Origin of the sequence: Rhodoferax sp. BLA1 (assembly GCF_013416775.1) — a bacterium.
Lineage (GTDB): Bacteria > Pseudomonadota > Gammaproteobacteria > Burkholderiales > Burkholderiaceae_C > Rhodoferax.
On sequence record NZ_SZVI01000009.1, the window covers coordinates 150,307 to 167,895 of the forward strand.

The window sequence follows — 17,589 nt, forward strand, 5'->3', positions numbered from 1 at the left end:
CAAGTAGATCAGACGGCCTAGAGGTCAGCCTTATGACTGGAGATGCTCCTAGTCAGCTGACATGCGTATAGTCTACGAAATTAACCACCTTATGTCCACCCCAATCTCACCTCTGCCAGCCTCGCCGAAGCAACCAATCGAGGCACTCTTCAATGCCATGTATCACGGCAAAAAGAGTTTCTCTGATTTCGCAAATTTATCTATTGATGAGAATTTCACTCGAAAAAGCATCAACCGATCAGGAAAGACTAGGGAGCTGCTGAAGCCAAGTGACAAACTCAAAGGATGCCACGAGTTTCTGCGTCTCTTCCTGTTGGATTTCCTGCCGTTGAACGATGAAATTGTGTTTTCTTACCGCAAGGGTTCGAATGCATACGATGCTGTTGCACGGCACGCTAAAAGTAAATCCTTCTTCGTTTGTGACATCGAGCATTTCTTCCCAAGCCTTAAGCGGACTCGAGTCAAATCGACAATTGCCACCGCTCGAGACTCCTGTCCAATTGAAGATATAGATACCTGGTTAGAGCGCATCGTTGACCTTGTGTGCGTCGACGATGCCTTGCCAATGGGATTCTCGACATCACCCAATATCAGTAACGCTGCACTTTTGCCGTTTGACAACGCGCTCCAAAGCTATTGTGAGAGTCGCAACCTCATATTGACGCGTTATTCTGATGACCTCATCATATCTGGAGAAAATTTCGCGTCGCTTGATGGCATTGAGGCACAAGTCGCCACTCACCTTCAAGAGACGATGAATGGTGAACTGAATCTTCACCCCAAAAAATCAAAATTCCTTCACGGTGGCGTCAAAATCAAGCTACTCGGCATGGTTCTGTTGCCCAATGGGACCATCTCGGTGGATGCAGGAGTCAAGGAAGAAATCGAAATCCTAATCCATTTCTACTTGCGCGATAAGAGCAAGTTCGCGGATCGGGTCGAAGGTGGCTTGCAGAAGGCAGAGGCTCGTTTGTCTGGTCTTCTAAACTACGTCAACACAGTCGACCAGGCGTATCTGGACAAATTGCGCAAAAAATTCGGAACGACTGTCGTTGATTTCTTTCTCCATCGCTCATTTTCATAAGCCATGCACTTCCGTGTACAGATCGAAAGCGTTCGACCCATCGCAGCTCTTGCGTTCGAAATCGATCTGACCCGCCATGGATTGCTTTGCATAGTCGGAAAAAACGGTGCCGGCAAGACGACCCTGGCCAAGGCGCTTATGAATCTAGGCCTTGCCGATACTTTTGTTCGGACCTCATCTGAGGGAATTTTCGACAGTTCCAGCACGATACGGTATATGGTCAATGAAGACGAATACCTGTTCACATATGACTCTGCGCTGCGCTCACTCAGCTCAAAGAAGCTAATACCAACACATTTAAAGAAACTGATCGCCGTCGAAATGCCTGCACCGCATGGACAACGATTCACTTTTTTCCGAACATTGGCGAATGCGGATGATGAGATTCGTCGTGCGATTGTGCTAAAGCAGTATCGACGGCCCACTGGAATCATCGAGTTTTTGTCCAACATTTATGGAGAGCGTCGATTTGATAATCTAGTCGAGGTGAATTTCCGTGGTGGCGTTTGCTGTTGTATTATTCAAGCCAACCAACGGTATATCAGGGAAGACTACTTCAGCTCCGGAGAGTATTTTCTCATCAATCTTTACCGCAAGATATTAAAAAAAACGTCTCTCGTGGTCATCGACGAGATTGATATCGCTTTGGATGCAAATGCACAAGCACATTTGGCAAACCAGTTGCGGCAACTGTGTCAGCAGCATCACGTGACAGTGATGTTCACCAGTCATTCACTTGCGTTGATGCAAACCCTTGATTCAAGTGAGTTGCATTACCTGGACCGCACCGAAACTGGTGAGGTCCTCACGCCCATGTCGTTCAATGCTGTAAAGAGCTTGTTGTTTGGTTTCAAGGGATGGGATAGGTACATCCTGACCGAAGACAAGGTTCTAGCGCAATTTCTTGAGTACATCATAAATTGTTACTGTTCACCTGTATTTTTTTCGTATCAGATCATTCACGCGAGTGGTAGTGGTCAAGCCGTAGGCCTAATGAATAGGAATATTGAATACCAGTTCCTTGGGGCACCTGCGCAAGTAATCTCCGTTCTGGATGGCGATCAGGTTCGTCCAAATATGCCTCCCCGTGTGCACTGCATCCCTCTGCAGGATGTCGAGAAGGCACTGTGGGAAGAGTACCGTCAACCCGACTTTCTGTATTCATTTGAGGGAGGAGAAAAACTTGACCCCAAACAACTGTACAAAGAATACCGTCGATTGAGGACACTGTCGCCTGAGGAAATATTTGCAATGCTTTGTGCTCGCCATGAGGTGGGAATTGCACAGTTTTCACAAGTCCTTAGGACGTTCCTTTGCCGACCAAGTTAGGTTTTGGCCCTCGAAGCTGGCATGTGACGAACGTCGCCGAATCGCAGTTGACGAGCCATGCAGGGATTGGTCCAATTAAGTGCAATGCTTGTGAAAAGAAAAGACGTAGAACCGATTCAGTTTCAAGACTATAAGCACGCCGTATCGCCGATGAGGGTCAGCTTCAAGTATCGCTCGGGGCCCGCCGCCCTACGCTGCTTATCTGACGGCCTTGTCTATTTCGCAAAACCATCCGAGTTCAACGACTGTCTTGAAGCCAAGTTCGATCATTCGACTGCGCTTGACTACATTGAACGCATGAATCGGTCTATCAGAAGTGTGGCTGAGCAACGCGGTTATGCAGGTGGATACACAGTACCGAGGAGCGAGCTTTTGGCGTTTAAGTTATTGACAAAGTGTGATAGCTTGTTTATGCAGATTCCGATCACCTATGACAACCGTTGCCGATCATAGGTGATGAATTGAAGTGTGGCACGTAATTTTCCAAAAACTAAACGTAGATTATAGGCCCCTTGTCTATTAGGAACTTGTTGTTATCAATGGTGAAATTTTGGACCTCTGTTAGATTTTTATCGAACTTTATTCTTAATATTTTTGCTATTTCAAAAGCTTGTTCCAACGTCTCTGTTCGATACTCTCCACATGTCATTTTTATTAAATCGAATATTATTTGATCTAAATATTCATGACCATTCTCAATTAAAGTTGTGAGGTAGCTTGGGTACCGACCCGAATGCACAATTAAATTTCTAGTTCTGTATATCCTCCTCAGCTGCCAAGCCAGCTTCTTCTCGTGAGTCTCCAGTAGAGTTTTTATGTTTTTTGGTTCACATAGAGATGCGGAGAGGCTATATGCTCTGTATCGAAGAAGATGAAAATCACTTAAGGCAGCATAAAGTTCTTGGCGAAGTGTCTCATTTTCCTTGATTGTTAACAGGTTTGCAGCTCGGGCAACCAAGTTGCTTCCGGGTTGACTTGGCACTTTTCGAAGTATTTTTTTTGCGCGCCATTGATCCCATCGCATAAGATCAAATGTAAACCTCTCCACTATTCGACCTATGTAGGCCTTCATTAAAAATGGCAACATCGCGCTCGTTATGTTTGATATCTTAGAACTTCCAAGATTGGAAGGAATTAGTGTTTCTAGTGCGGTCCAAATATTTACGAGTTGATTTTCACTAATTGCATGTGAAACGCATATACCATGTAAGTCCGCAACTCGCATTAGTCGAGTGCTACTGGCTTTATTTAATGGCAAATTATCAATAAGCCTATTTAACTCTTTTGATGCTTTGCTTGGCCTCATGTCCGCAACCTTATCCATTGCGCTTTTTGGTGGATTGACGAGGACTATGCCAGGGGCACAACACTGTGTTGCTAACGCCGCTGGTTTCCAGGTAACCTTTGCTTTATGGTGGAAGACTGTGAATAAGTTGCTTAAGTTCTCAAGTGTTCTGATTGCCTCATCGCGTGCCGAATATTTGTCATATGACCTGATGTCGCGTATGTGGACATAAACCTCATTTTCATCTTTCGAGAACCCACATTTTTTTGCAATATCAGATGCCTCAGACGGGAGGTTTTCGATAATATCAGCGTCCATGGAGGATATGGAGTCTGAGATTTCATTTATCAGGTTTGAGGCAATGAAAAATAAATCGAATGAGTGCGTTACTGGCAAGATGCTATCTATGAATTTTTTATAACACTCTGTCGATTTAATCAGGTCACCCTCCGGTTTGAAAAAGAAATCTTGTGTTGCCTCATATAGATGCTGCTTACTCAGTCCTATATTAATAAGCGTAGTGACGACGTTTCGACTTAAGGCATCAATAGATTTTTTTGATTTTTTATCAATTGCATCATGGAGCGCATCTGTGCATACTTGCAAGTATCGATATGGTTCAAGCGTCTTGCTTAGTACTTCAAGTCTGAGCTTGACTTCCGTCAACTTGGTTTCGTCACTTTTTAGTATGTAATATTCAACCCTAGCATCTAATAGTTTTTTACTGATACTATCGTTCTGAATTGCCCATTCGAGTTCTTGTAAAACTGGCTCAAGATTTGCCACATCAATGATGCCAGACTCTATATCTGAAATGAGGCTTACAGCCTCCTTCGCGAGGAAAGGTGCGTTAAGGGCTGAAGGTTTAAATGTATCAAATGTGTAGTCGAATAATAATTCATTCATCCTCTGTGCAAAAAACAGGAGACCTTCGATTTCCGGGGTGACAATCCATCTAGATATATTTTTGAAAATCATTTTCTACTTTAGTTGATGTGCGAAGTTTTTAAATTTCAGAGGTATTTTTCACTGCAAGACCTAAAAATATTATGGCACTACGTAATAGTCTGATCTTGAGGTCCTACGCGACGAGGCTTGCAGTCTTGCTTTCGGCGAATTTGCCTGAAATTTATATGATTATAAGAATTTGACAAACTCCACAGACTAGCTTTTCTTTCTAGAGTCTAAGCACGGGAGACTCGAAATAAAGCGGCATCTTGTAGGACAGCTTCCACTGGAATTTTGACAGCTAGTTCGTTGTCTGAATATCCCCCAAATGGGGGATATTGACGGAAGTCGGCTTCCGCGGCAATCAAGCGCCATGGTGGATATCCCAGATAAGCGCTTGCAATTGGCAATGGACCTGCATGGTCCAAAGATGATTAGCAACAGAGTGGTCAGCAGTTACCGGAACGATGGCCGGAGATTTCTGGAACACGCACCACCCCGCTTCCAGCAATCAGTAAACCAAGCAGGTCAAACACCTGTAGCATGTTCCTTTCGCAGAGTGCAAAAAACAGAACCGTCACGATTGTTAAGGAGCGAGCGCCTGATGAAGCTGCTAGTGCTGTCCGACCTGCATTTGGGCTTCAAACCCATGTCGCTGGAACATGAGGGCCAGCACATCGGTGTCGACGCTGACCTGGTTATCTTGGCAGGCGACATCGCTGAAGGCCACAAAGGACTGCGCTGGGCCCGGGATTCCTTTCGGGACAAACCAATCCTCTATGTTGCTGGCAACCATGAGTTCTATGGCCGCCACTGGAGTGGACATCTTCGCGATATGCGCGAAAAAGCTGCGGCACTGGACATTGCCTTTCTGGAAGACGAAGTCTTCGAGTTCGAGGGTTTGCGTTTTCTAGGCTGCAGCCTGTGGACAGACTTCGAACTGCACGGGCCTGAAGCCAAGCGCCAAGCCATGCGCGCAGCCCAGGAGCATTTGAACGACTATGTACGCATCAAAATATCCAGGCCCAAATGGCTTGGCCCTGATATTGATGGCAACCACCCTAACCTGTTGTCGCCTGAGTTCACTGTGCGGCGGTTTCAGCAAAGTGTGACATGGTTGGAGCGGGAACTGAACAATTGTGATCCTGAGAACACTGTGGTGGTGACGCACCACGCACCTCACCCGAATTCGGTCCCTGCCGAGTACGTGGGTGATGCGTTGACGCCAGCGTTTGTTTCCGACTTGCAACGGCTGATGGGTAAAGCCTGCCTATGGGTACATGGCCATGTCCATGACAACTTTGACTACCAGGTCAATGGCACAAGAGTGGTCTGCAATCCAAGGGGGTACGCACACCGGGATGGGGGAATGGAGAACGAGAAGTTCAATCCGGCACTGACTATCGAGGTTGACCGCAGGCATGGACTACCGATCCTCAAAGAGCGACAGCGCAAAGATGCCGAAGAGGTGGCAGCAGGTAAACGATCTCCGAACAGTCTCCTGGCGGTAGGCAAAGGGGATCTGGATGGCGCCACCTTCACGTTCAACCCAGAATCTGAGTTTGCAGGGCCAGGCTGGACAGAAAGAACCATTGATGCAAAGCGGACGAGTGAAGGCCGATGATCATCTGATTTGGTTGCGATAGTGTGTGTTGCGATGAGCGGTCAATAGCTTTCTAACCCTGATTCGAGGTGTTACCAATGTTATCGACCGGTGCGCAAGCGGATTTCGTCCAGCTTCAGTGCCTGCACATCAAACAATGCCATTGTTTCTGTATTTATTGGTGCAAGTCTGCCCCCTTCGTACTCGTTGCGTTTGTCTTGGGCTATAACCCTCACCCCCATCTCCCGCGCGATGAATGCCGCCGACCAAAACCGTTCGGTGCCTTGACCGCGCAACTGCATAACGTGCCATTGCGCACAGCGCGTCGCACCAGCCAGCGCAGGCGAAACAGCCTGCAGCACTGATTGACTCTTCGTTCGTATCGCATGGTTGGCTTCATAGGTCTGTCGATAGTGCATGACGGCTCGGCGCAGACCACACAAAGCATCCCGAGCAGTGTGCCCTTTAGCCTGGATGAGGCCGTTGACCACCCGTGCTACAAACAAATTGTGGCTTTTGAAAATCCAGCAATCCGTCGCCTGCCCGGTATGCAGGAGCACCACCTGCCGCACATCGTCATCGGTGGAACGTGCTCCTGTCTCGACGTGCCAACCTTCACGCTGGCTCCAATCCAAACAAGACCATTTTGCAAGGTCATCTACGCATCTCTTTCGTTCGCGCGGTGCCTTAGCCCAAGCTTCACGGCGTTGTTGCTTCGTCGGTAAGTCGACCATGAACCGAGATGAGTCCGCGTTCCGCACATACCCGACGAACTGAGTACGTTTACCTGTCGGGCGAGAGAACCAAACAACGCAATCGGAAAAAGATGTGCTCCCATTGCTTTCGTCTTGAATGGACCAATCTGCCCAACCTTCGGCAATAGACCGGTCAGTTTGCCGTATCGCCCGTGCCCAAGCTTGCCGCGCCTCCAGCGCGGTAACGTGTTGTGCAATCCAGCGACGGGCTGAATCAGAAATGAGAGGTGCACCGAAGCTGAAGGTGCGCCCCACGTTGTCATGCAGCTCAATCCGCGTTTTGTGGGTCGATGGGGTACCAAAATCAGATTGAAGCTCATCTGGTCGATTGGGCCAGCGTCGGGTTATAGCCCTAGGCTCTAGCTGCCTAGTCCATAACATTTCTGTGAATGCGACGCGTGCCTTCGGACGTTTAGCCATCATGATCGCAAAAGCAGCTGGATCGAACGTGCGCATCAATATTCTGATCAATCGATCAGGATTGGCCAATCCGTGTCGGCGTAGATGACGCGCCATCGATCTATATACAGTGGACTGGTCCGATTCTGAACATGAGGACTCACCATTCTGTCGCATCGGTGGTTTGACGTCCTGTAGACTGCCGCTCAAGGCTTTATAGATCGACCAGTACTTCGCTTCATCGGGGTCACGCCAAAGCATGGACTCATCATCGAAACAATCTGGATATTCGATTGCGTTATCGTGACACCACCGGGCAATGAGGGCGAGTTGGATATGCGCTGGCAAAAGTCGCTCGAACGATGGTGAATGCAGTACAGAGCCAATGTGTTTTACCCATTGAGCAACTGGGGTCCAGGCTGCAGTTTCCGCATTAGGCATACTGGGGTATCTAGCTTCACGTGGTGCTAAAAACTGGGTGTGACCGCATCGACACCGCCGCTGGCTTACGGTTAGTCCGTCGTGCCGCATCTTGAATTGTTCACGGCATTTCGGACATTCTTCGATCAGGGGCAGCGCATGGATTGGACAGCGCGACACCAGCCTGATATTACCAAGGAGGGTATGAAATCCTGCCGATATGCAAGCCGGACACCACCGAAGCCGCCTCACCATGCAAGTGCGACACAGACCGGCCGGAAATTGCTCTATCACTGCAAACTTTGACAATGCACGCACTGGCTCCCCGAGGGCGGCTGCAAGGACTTTTGCTTCACGTACCGCGCGCTCTTCACAAGTGGATTCCCTCGACATGTATAGTTGCCGAATATCACCGGAGCGCAAATCATTCAACCAAGTCGCGCGCAGTAAGGTGTGCCACAACGATGCATAAGGCAAAATTGTCCCAGGGTACCAGGTCAGCGGCTTCATACCCCACTACGACCTGTTGACCGTTTCGCCAAATGGGCCGTGGCGGTAACCAATGCCAGCAACTGTCGGTGGCCGCTTGCTGTCACGACGTCGGACAAGCTTTCTTGGGATGTCACATCGCGCCAATCGGCACCACCCGCGATGCGCAACAAAATATTGCGGCAGCAGTGCGCGATGGTCTTCATCGGAAATTCGAGCGGCCCAGGGTAATTCGACGGTACACCTGCCACCAAAGCTGCGTGCAGCGCTTTCGCGTGGCTTTCAAGTCGAAATCCGTGAATCCACGCTTCTGGGGCGACACCTTCGGTAAATGACTTGCCTGAATGTGCCGGCCATTCGGTGCCTTCGTCGTAACCCGCCATCACGCAGGCAAGCTCATCCAGGCCTTCAATGCCGTGAAAGCGCTCGCTGGCCAGCATGAAGCGCGCAGCCACATGCGCTCCTCCTACCATGGCTAGTGCCATGGGCTCATCAAAAAACTGCAACGAAGCAATTGAAAAAACGCACAGTCGCAGGTTCTCCTTTTCCAACAAACTGTGTAACTCAACTAGCCATAACCATTCACGTTGCGTCATTCCCTGTGCCTCGTCGATGATGAGGATGAGAAATCGGCCTCCCCCCCGACACGCCAGCGAATACCAACGTTCCATCAACATATGCTGGCGGCTTAAGGGACTGCGCGTGGCTTTTGACAAAGGATGTTTGCTCGCGTGGAGTAGACAGGCATAAAACCGTCCAATGGAGTTGGCCCCACCAGCGTCGGTGTGGCTCCAGACCACCATCGGCAGCGTATTCTGAAAACGCTCACTCAAGAGCGTCTGCACCCAGTGGTCCACGGCACTGGATTTCCCATAGCGCGATGGTCCATAGATCGTGGCTCCCTCGACTTGGTTGTCAATCCACGACGCCAGTTGGTCCACCATCCGCTGGATGGGGGGCGTATATAGCGAATAGTCGCGCGTCACCAAAGGATGATCCCGAGGAATATGGGCCGGTACCAGCGGCGCAGGCAGATGCTGTCCGTTCACCATGTCTTGGCTTTCGGCAAATTGCGCGCTGGTCTTGACAAAAGTTCGGCATTTCCCGAAGACAGTCCGGTTTCTACGGCCTTGCTGACGGACTCATTGTTCGGCTCGTGCTTCGAGGCCGCATCACTATCAACGAGGGGCGCTGGTTCGTAAGCGGTCTGTGGACATGTGGGTAACTGGGTCGTAAGAATGCGTCGCACACTCAGATAAGCAGGATGCGCTGGCAATTTGCCACCGTTGTTTTCGGCAAACCGTACCAATTCTTCCACTGCGTCGCATTGCGTGGATAAATGCAGTAGTCTGCGCCTCTCCAGCGATCGAATCGATTGGCGAATAAACAAGCTATGCGGTGTCCGATGCCAGGGTGGCGCAGCCCGCACAACGCCGAGAAATAAGCCCTTGCCATTCGACACGGTGGCAAACCGCGCATCGTCCTCGTCCTCAATCTGAAGCCAAAGGTCTTTGCCTACTAAATCAGTGCGTAAAGCGAGCCATTCCGCAGAATAGCGGGCATTGGCAAAGTTGAAATACGGTCGTCTACCGGTAGCGACACCTCCCAATACCGTACACAGACGGCGCACGCCGACCATGCGTCGCACTGCGTCCGAATCGGCGCATTTCATCGGCTGTGATGGGGGAAGCAAAAACTGGAGCTGTGCCAATGGTGACCGGTATCCGAGTCCCGAGTGTGGCGTTGCGTTGTAATTCGCGATCAGAGTGTCGAGCAGTTCTTCGGCATATTCCAGTTGGAAGGCAGTCGCCTCAGCAGTTGCAACTGGATCAGCCCCATGTTTGTCGGTCGGTTTGCTTCCTGTCGTAGGCGCTAATTGGTGGAAACCTCCTGCTGCCAGGTGCCTGAAAAAGGACTCAATGAAGGGACGATCATCTTTGCTGCGACGGCTGCTGAAGCTGTTCTCATCCTGCGGTTTCAAAATGCGACAACCCACGACCTCATGCAGTGTGTTTTCTACCCGTTTGCAGACATTAGCGAGCGCTCCATCCACGCTGAACTCAGACCAGCAAGCTCCTATCAGATACGGCGCCACTGAAGATGGGAACCCAGCACCCTCCACATAGGCGTTGTCGCTGAAGTGCAGTTCGCGCGGCGCCCAGCGCGACAACGCATGCTTTACAGCTCGCAGCACGTCTTCGGCGGCGCATTCGCGACGTAAGCTGAGGTGGTAACCGAGCACGGTCCGGCTGGTCACTTCCAGCAAAACTATGACCCACAACCGGTGAATCTTGCGCATCTCATGCCCGCCATGTGGTGAGGGCACAGCAACCACCATGCGCACATCCAGTTTGTGGGCATCACACTCCACCCGTTCAAAAGCCACCAAATGGGGGCGCCGAGTACCATCCCCGGCTATCGCCTTGCGGCGTGCTTCTTCACCCCCCAGAAGCAGACGTTGAAGCGCTGGATCCTCAGCAAGCACCCGATTGATATAGGCTGTAATCGTGACGTATCCCAACCTATCAACGGTAAACGGCCATTCTCTACGTTGTTCATAGCCCATCTTCCGAAGTTCACCGATAAACCATCGGAACAACGGTTGCTTGGGCCTACCCGGGCCTGCCAGGCCGCTTGCCTTGGACAGAATTTGCTTACGAAATTGCTGCTCCAGTTCCCGCCCCTCTGATGAAGAGAATAACCATTGCAGTGAGCCCGCCGACCCCGCGCCATCTTCCCCTGCGCGTGGCTTTGACTTTCGTTTGTAATTCGTCACGCGGAGGTAGGGCAATGCTCCTCGCCAGCCATATAAATCTCCATCTGGATGTGGTAACAAGCAGCGTTCGACAATTAGTCGATAAACATTTTGCCAAGACATTCCGGCTTCTTGCCGTATTAGCGTGGGAGAGGCGCCCGACAAATACAACTCGATTCCACGGCGCCGCTGGATAAACATCTTGTGTTGTTCGGGCGGCAATGCATCAACATCGACTGCCACCCAGACTTTGGTGTCAATGTCCCGCCCCCTCATGGGCGCATGAAGTGCAGAACGCGACCCAACCCGAGACAGCATTGATCAAACCTCCGGCGACGTACAGCTATTTTGAAATTCACTTGCAGTACGTACTTGACACCAAATTTGCTTGAAAATCAACATCATTTTTCACTCTGGTGAGTGACTGTTCTCCCTCTGAGGGGAATCGCACACTAAACATCAAATTTGCTTGTGTAGGCGCCAAACAAATGCGCGCCACGCTGGGTGAACGCTTCAAAATCCTGCTGGCTGATGCTGGGCTGACACCTGAGCAAGCCGGGAAAGAATTGCACGTCACACCCAGGACGATTAGGTACTGGATTTCCGGCAAGGTGCTGGTGCCGTATGCCGCTTTTCGGCTGATCCGCATCCTGCGCATGTACGAGCTGCCGCAGCCCGGCTGGGACGGATGGCGCATGCACTCCGGTCGGCTGTGGTCGCCTGAGGGCTTCAGCTTCAAGCCTGATGACGCCAATTGGTGGCATTTGCTGGTTCGGCGTGCCCAGGGCTTCGGGCGTGTGTATGATCGAAACACCCAGCTTCATCTGGCCTTGCAGCGCCTGCAAGCCGGCACAGATGATGATCTGGCGCAGCGCGGCCCGGTAGACGGGACCCGCCTGCGGGAAGTGGCTGCCGGGCCGCGCTGCGCCCCCGCCGAAAGCTCCCAAAATTGGGAGCACCCCGTTGGTAATACGGGGATAACCTCAGCGTTTCCCACAATGCGGAATGGCCGGGTGTCACCATGACCCGCCCGTCAACCTCCAAAAAAGGCATTCCGACACGGGATGCTGCCAGCGGAAAATTTGAACAAGCAGACCCGCTGGCCGATCCGGCTTTGATGGATTTCGCCCTCAAAACCGTCCGCGCCATTCAGCATTTGGAGCCTGTGCTCGCTGGTGTGGCGGCTGCGCCACATGATGCAGATGATCATGATCTCTCCAAGCTCTGCGCCATCGCGGGCCTGTGTCTCTCTGCCATCAAGGATGCCATGCTGGAGCAACTCGCGGCCGACCCTGAGTCTCTGGCTGAGACGAAAAAGAGGCGTATTGAGGCGCGGCGTTTGGGCAACATGCCACTGGCTGAAGTGCAGGCAATTCAGCAAAAGGCGCAAGCCTGGATGGCCCTGCCAGACGTTGCAACCAACCTCCTCCAGTCCAAGCCAGTGACTCCAGCCATTGGAGATCAGCAATGAGCGCCCTCCTTCGGGCCGTCGATGCCCTCAATGATCGACTGATCGCCGCTGGGGCCATTGGTGAAGCTCTGGACCTCGCAGGCGGCGAAAGCCCGCCCGCCTGGGTGGCGGTCTACCAAAGCCAAATCGAGGCCATCAGAGAGGCCGCAGAGGCCCTGGAAACCCTGGTACGGGGTATCGGGGGCGTAGCCCCTGATATAGCCGCAACGCGGCGTAACGGTATTGAAGGGGGTATCGAGTGATGAAACAAATATCCCGTAGGGATTTTGTCCTGGTCGCGGGTGTTATCTGGACCTGTCACAAGGCAGTATCTCGTCGCCCTGAAAGACAGTTTCTCTATATACTCAAATGAAAGGATTTCCGTGAATATCTCGAAAACCACCTGTGCACATCGTATCTACTACGATGCTGGAAAAAATTAGACCAGCTATCAGGCGCAGGACTTGCGGCAATTACCAGGTTCCCTTGGATTGACTGCGGCGCACGAAGTTTGAGAGCAACTGTGCCGAATCTGATCTGCTGGCCTGGGTGGCAAAGTCCAGTGCGCTCAAGCCAAGCTCGTTAACCAATGACGGGTCTGCGCCAGCCTCCAGCAGCAACTTGACGGCCTCCGGCGTGCCGTAACGTGCGGCCATCATCAGCGGTGTGCTGCCGTTGGGTGAGCCTGCATCGATGTACGCGTTTTCTTCAAGCAGCAGGTTCATCACCTCCAGATGCCCATGGGTGGCGGCGTAATGCAAGGGTGTCCAGCCGGTTTTGTTGACGTCGGCATCCTTCTCGATGAGCATCCGGCACATCCGCACATCGCCTGCCAGGGCTGCGAGCATCAGCGGGCTCTCGTCGGCGGCATTGCGCACCTCGACCTTGGTGCTGGGCCAACGGATCAGCGCCTCGGCCACCTTCAATGACTCCGCCTGGATGGCCAAAATCAGGCCAGGCCGACCTTTGGGGTCCACTGTGTTGGGGTCAAATCCTCTTTGCAGCAAAGCCGTGATGGTCCCCACGTCGTTTTGCCTGACGGCGGTGAAAAAGTCGTCGTAGGAACCAGCTTGAACCGATGAAAATCCAATAAAAACAATTAAATAAAAGATTTTTTTAAAGCAATTTCTGATGTTTGAAATGTGGATATTCATGTCGTTATCACCCCGGCAAAGAGTTGTTCGAAGTTCCGGCTGGTCAGCCTGGCGATCTCGTCCGTGGTGACACCACACAGCTGTGCCAGCTGCTGCGCCACATACGGCACATAAGACGGGTTGTTGGTTTTACCGCGGTACGGCACGGGGGCCAGGTAGGGGCTGTCGGTCTCGATCAACAAACGGTCCAGTGGCACCTTGGCCGCCACATCGCGGATGCTCTGTGCACTCTTGAACGTCAGGATGCCTGAAAACGAGATGTAAAAACCCAGGTCAAGCGCCGCCTTGGCCACGACCCAGTTCTCGGTAAAGCAGTGAAACACACCACCCGCACAACCCGTCGAGCCGTCTTCGCCCTCCTCTCGCAGGATGGCCAACGTGTCATCGGAGGAGCTGCGTGTGTGGATGACCAGGGGTTTGTGCAACTGGCGTGCGGCACGAATATGCAGACGAAAGCGTTCACGTTGCCAGTGCATGTCGGCCAGCGTGCGACCGTTCAGGCGGTAGTAGTCCAGCCCGGTTTCCCCAATACCCACCACGCGCGGCAAACTGCCCAAATGGATCAGGTCGTCCAGAGAGGGTTCTTGAACACCTTCGTTGTCCGGGTGCACACCCACGGTCGCCCACAGATGGGGATGTTGCAGGGCCAGTTGGTGTACGTTCGCAAACTCTTCGAGTGTGGTGCTGATACACAGCGCCCGCGTCACCTGGGCCTGTGACATGGCGTCCAAGATGGTTGGCAGGTTTGACACCAGCTCGGGAAAATTCAAATGGCAATGGGAATCCGTGAACATGCGTCTGTCAATCGGTCAAGGTGGGAGCTGCCCACAACCTGGGGCAGACAGCTCAGATGGTTTGTGTCTGGCGGTCAGAGGCCAGTTGGGCGCCCAAAATCTCTTCGATCTTGAGTTTGAGGGCTTGTGCGTTGTCGTCTTTGGGGAAACGGATACCAACGCCCTGGGTGCGGTTGTAGGCCGCCTTGGCTGGTGTCACCCAGGCGACTTTGCCAGCAATCGGGTAACGCTGGGGTTCGTCAGGCAGGGAAATCAGCACATACACCGCGTCGCCCAACACATAGTCGCGGGTGGTGGGGATGAACATGCCGCCCTCGGTGAACAGCGGAATGTAGGCCGCATACAGCGCAGACTTTTCCTTGATGGCCAGCTGGATCACGCTGGGGCGTGGTGTGCCCGGGGCCTGGGTGGTGGTGGCGTTCATGGTTTGGAGTTTAGAGCCAATTGCGCCTGGCTGACCAGAGCTTCCTGCATCAGCCCGGGGTTAAACGGATGCTCCACCGTGCGGCGGGTCTGTGCCAGCGACTTGGCCCAGTCGCTCAGGCTGTGCCAGGAGCCGGGTGTGGGCAGGTCAGCCACCTCAAAATAACGTGGCTGGGCACCACTTTTGAGCGCCAGCAGGTCGTTGCACAGCTTGTGCAGCGCATCGACCGTCTGCGCCCCTGTCCAGTCCTTGAACACCGCCACCTCTCCGCGCAACACCGCTTTGGGCAGCAGTCGCCAACGATCACTCACCGGCGCCATCAACAATGCGTCTGCCGGGCGGCCACCCGAGGCCCGCAACATCACGGCAGCCTGGGGCGCAGGCATACCCTGGGCCTGCAGCCAGCGCAGGGCGGTGTCGTGATCGGGCCAGACCATGGTGTGGCCCAGGCAGCGGCTACGGATGGTGGGTAGCAGCAAGTGGGCAGCGTCGGTGGCCAGCACAAACTTCACATCCCCGACAGGCTCCTCCAAGGTCTTAAGCAAGGCGTTGGCGGTGAACACGTTCATGCGTTCGGCCGGAAACACCAGCACCGCCTTGCCTCGGCCACGGGCGCTGGTGCGTTGTGCAAACTCCACCGCGTCGCGCATGGCCTCCACGCGGATCTCTTTGCTGGGCTTGCGTTTTTTGCTGTCAATCTCGGACTGTGCTTTTTCTCCCAGGGGCCAGCCCATGTCCAGCAGCACGGTCTCCGGGCACAACACACAGAGGTCGGCATGGGCATGCACATCGATGGCGTGGCAGCTGGCGCAAACGCCACAGGCGCCTTGTGGCCCGGCTTGCTCACACAGCCAGGCACGCACCAGGGCCATCGCCAGCTCGTACTGGCCCAGGCCCGAGGGACCGGCCAGCAGCCAGGCGTGGCCACGCTGTGACAGCAGGCTGTGCAACTGGGCCGTGATCCAGGGGGCCACGGTCTGGCTGGGTGTTGTCTGGTCTGCAGACGTCATGCCAGCCAGCCTTGCTGTTGCATCACTTGCCGCACCTCTTGCCAGACGGCCTCACGTGCCTGGTCGGCGTTGATGCGGGCAAAACGCGTTGGATCGGCCTGCAGGCGCTGGGCGTAGCCATCGCTGACACGTTTGAAAAACGCGGCGTTCTGTGACTCGAACTTGTCGGGCACACGGGCGCCAGCCAGGCGCTGGGCGGCAATTTCGGGGTCCAGCTCAAACCACAGCGTGACATCGGGTTGGCGAACAAAAAAACCCTCTAGACCTTGTGTGGTCTGGATCATCCGCTCCAGATTCAGGAGTGTGTCCCAGTCGTAGCCACGACCACCGCCCTGGTAGGCGAAGGTGGCGTCGGTGAAGCGGTCGCTGATCACCACCTCGCCGCGCGCCAGCGCGGGCTCAATGCGTTGCTGCAAATGGTCGCGCCGTGCGGCAAACACCAGCAGCGCCTCGGTCAGTGCGTCCATGGGGTCGTTGAGGATCAGGGTGCGCAATTTTTCGGCCAATGGGGTGCCACCGGGCTCACGTGTCAGGGTGACCACCCTGCCCTGCGCCTCAAACGCGCGTGCCAGGGCATCGATGTGGGTCGACTTGCCTGCGCCGTCGATGCCTTCAAAAGTGATAAAAAGTCCGTGATGTGTCATGAAAAAACGAAGTGTTGGCGCGCTTCAACGCCCAAGCTGGTATTTGGCCACCGCGCGGTTGTGCGCGTCGAGGGTGTCGCTGAACTGGCTGCTGCCGTCGCCCTTGGCGACAAAGTACAGCGCCTTGCTGGTGGCGGGTTGCGCCGCCGCCAGCAGCGCCGCTTTGCCAGGCATGGCAATCGGTGTGGGTGGCAGGCCAGCACGGGTGTAGGTGTTCCAAGGGGTGTCAGCCAGCAGGTCACGGCGGCGCAGGTTGCCGTCAAATTTGTCACCCAGACCGTAAATCACGGTGGGGTCGGTCTGCAACATCATGCCGATGCGCAAGCGGTTGCTGAACACAGAGGCAATCATCGGCCGGTCACTGGCCAGGCCGGTTTCTTTCTCGATGATGCTGGCCAGGGTCAGCAACTCGTCCGGGCTTTTCAGCGGTGAGTTGTTCGAACGGGTTTGCCAGGCGGACGCCAAGTGTTTGTCCATCGCGTGCAACGCGCGCTTGAGCACCGCCAGGTCACTGCTGCCCTTGGTGTAGGTGTAGGTGTCGGGGTAAAAACGCCCCTCTGGCGCCAGGCCGGGTCGCTCCAGCTTTTGCATGATCACATCGGCCCCTAGCCCTTGTGTATCCTGGGTAAGCTGCTCTGCTTTCTGGAGTGCTTGGCGGAATTGTTTGAAGCTCAGGCCCTCGACCAGGGTCACCGCCCGCAGGGCTTCTTCACCACGCACCAGCTTGGACAACAGGCTGCGCGGGCTGACTTCACCCTGCAACTCGTAGCTGCCGGCCCTGATCTGGCGCGATTCACCAGACAGGCGAAACCACCAGTACAGCAGCTGCGGTGACGTGGCCACACCGGCATCCACCGCGTCCTGCGCCACACCACGCGCACTGGTACCGGGCTCGATCGACAAGTCCACCACGGGCGCGCGCAAGGCCAGCGGCTGGTTGATCCACCACAAGCCCAGGCCTGCTGCGCCCAGAATCACCATCACTACGAAACCGATTAGTCGCTGCACAACCCCGCTGCCTTCCCCACATTGAACACCGCATCATA

Annotated in this window: 16 protein-coding genes; 6 read left to right on the forward strand and 10 right to left on the reverse strand. The window is 53.7% G+C overall.

What is annotated here, in order from left to right:
• Nucleotides 1-91 precede the first annotated feature (91 nt).
• Together FDG13_RS09250 and FDG13_RS09255 are read left to right on the forward strand one after the other, a co-directional pair.
• Complete coding sequence (locus FDG13_RS09250) at nt 92-1,084, forward strand: reverse transcriptase family protein (protein WP_180126961.1); 993 nt, start codon at nt 92-94, stop codon at nt 1,082-1,084.
• Between the two features lie 3 nt (nt 1,085-1,087).
• A complete protein-coding gene (locus FDG13_RS09255) occupies nt 1,088-2,413 on the forward strand; it encodes an AAA family ATPase (protein WP_180126963.1) in 1,326 nt (441 codons plus the stop codon).
• Nucleotides 2,414-2,903: 490 nt separating this feature from the next.
• Here the strand turns inward: FDG13_RS09255 and FDG13_RS09260 are convergent, their stop codons facing one another.
• A complete protein-coding gene (locus FDG13_RS09260) occupies nt 2,904-4,676 on the reverse strand; it encodes a hypothetical protein (RefSeq protein ID WP_180126965.1) in 1,773 nt (590 codons plus the stop codon).
• Nucleotides 4,677-5,019: 343 nt separating this feature from the next.
• Here FDG13_RS09260 and FDG13_RS09265 point away from each other — a divergent pair, with 343 nt between their 5' ends.
• Entirely contained in the window at nt 5,020-6,270 is a 1,251-nt protein-coding gene (locus tag FDG13_RS09265; RefSeq protein ID WP_180126967.1) for a metallophosphoesterase, read from the forward strand.
• An 80-nt stretch (nt 6,271-6,350) separates the two neighbouring features.
• On the opposite strand, the gene FDG13_RS09270 is transcribed toward FDG13_RS09265, so the two are convergent.
• The 3 genes from FDG13_RS09270 to FDG13_RS09280 all read right to left on the reverse strand — a co-directional run bounded on the left by FDG13_RS09270 (nt 6,351) and on the right by FDG13_RS09280 (nt 11,310).
• Nucleotides 6,351-7,844 (reverse strand): hypothetical protein, encoded by a 1,494-nt coding sequence (locus FDG13_RS09270; protein ID WP_180126969.1) that lies wholly within the window; start codon nt 7,842-7,844, stop codon nt 6,351-6,353.
• 485 nt (nt 7,845-8,329) lie between these two features.
• Nucleotides 8,330-9,364, reverse strand: a complete 1,035-nt coding sequence (locus tag FDG13_RS09275; RefSeq protein WP_180126971.1) for an AAA family ATPase — start codon at nt 9,362-9,364, stop codon at nt 8,330-8,332.
• Nucleotides 9,358-11,310, reverse strand: coding sequence for a hypothetical protein (locus tag FDG13_RS09280; protein ID WP_180126973.1), 1,953 nt, complete (start codon nt 11,308-11,310; stop codon nt 9,358-9,360). The genes FDG13_RS09275 and FDG13_RS09280 overlap by 7 nt, the downstream gene beginning before the upstream one ends.
• A gap of 245 nt (nt 11,311-11,555) precedes the next feature.
• Here FDG13_RS09280 and FDG13_RS09285 point away from each other — a divergent pair, with 245 nt between their 5' ends.
• The 3 genes from FDG13_RS09285 to FDG13_RS09295 all read left to right on the forward strand — a co-directional run bounded on the left by FDG13_RS09285 (nt 11,556) and on the right by FDG13_RS09295 (nt 12,780).
• The gene (locus tag FDG13_RS09285; RefSeq protein ID WP_180126975.1) at nt 11,556-12,092 is read left to right on the forward strand and encodes a VC1465 family Xer recombination activation factor; all 537 of its coding nucleotides are present in this window, start codon (nt 11,556-11,558) and stop codon (nt 12,090-12,092) included.
• A 92-nt stretch (nt 12,093-12,184) separates the two neighbouring features.
• Nucleotides 12,185-12,538 (forward strand): hypothetical protein, encoded by a 354-nt coding sequence (locus FDG13_RS09290; protein WP_180126977.1) that lies wholly within the window; start codon nt 12,185-12,187, stop codon nt 12,536-12,538.
• The gene (locus FDG13_RS09295) at nt 12,535-12,780 is read left to right on the forward strand and encodes a hypothetical protein (protein ID WP_180126979.1); all 246 of its coding nucleotides are present in this window, start codon (nt 12,535-12,537) and stop codon (nt 12,778-12,780) included. The genes FDG13_RS09290 and FDG13_RS09295 overlap by 4 nt, the downstream gene beginning before the upstream one ends.
• A 210-nt stretch (nt 12,781-12,990) precedes the next feature.
• On the opposite strand, the gene FDG13_RS09300 is transcribed toward FDG13_RS09295, so the two are convergent.
• The 6 genes from FDG13_RS09300 to mltG are packed head-to-tail and all read right to left on the reverse strand — an operon-like array spanning nt 12,991 to nt 17,551.
• Nucleotides 12,991-13,671 carry an ankyrin repeat domain-containing protein gene (locus FDG13_RS09300; RefSeq protein ID WP_180126982.1) on the reverse strand — a complete coding sequence of 227 codons (681 nt, stop codon included), beginning with the start codon at nt 13,669-13,671 and terminating at the stop codon, nt 12,991-12,993.
• A complete protein-coding gene (locus FDG13_RS09305) occupies nt 13,668-14,465 on the reverse strand; it encodes a TatD family hydrolase (protein WP_180126984.1) in 798 nt (265 codons plus the stop codon). The genes FDG13_RS09300 and FDG13_RS09305 overlap by 4 nt, the downstream gene beginning before the upstream one ends.
• Before the next feature lie 52 nt (nt 14,466-14,517).
• Entirely contained in the window at nt 14,518-14,889 is a 372-nt protein-coding gene (locus tag FDG13_RS09310; RefSeq protein WP_180126986.1) for a PilZ domain-containing protein, read from the reverse strand.
• On the reverse strand, nt 14,886-15,899 hold the full coding sequence (locus tag FDG13_RS09315; protein WP_180126988.1) for a DNA polymerase III subunit delta': 1,014 nt from the start codon (nt 15,897-15,899) through the stop codon (nt 14,886-14,888). Before FDG13_RS09315 ends, FDG13_RS09310 begins: the two co-directional genes overlap by 4 nt.
• On the reverse strand, nt 15,896-16,543 hold the full coding sequence (gene tmk / locus FDG13_RS09320; RefSeq protein WP_180126990.1) for a dTMP kinase: 648 nt from the start codon (nt 16,541-16,543) through the stop codon (nt 15,896-15,898). Before tmk ends, FDG13_RS09315 begins: the two co-directional genes overlap by 4 nt.
• Before the next feature lie 24 nt (nt 16,544-16,567).
• A complete protein-coding gene (mltG, locus tag FDG13_RS09325) occupies nt 16,568-17,551 on the reverse strand; it encodes an endolytic transglycosylase MltG (RefSeq protein ID WP_370528198.1) in 984 nt (327 codons plus the stop codon).
• Between the last annotated feature and the right edge of the window lie 38 nt (nt 17,552-17,589).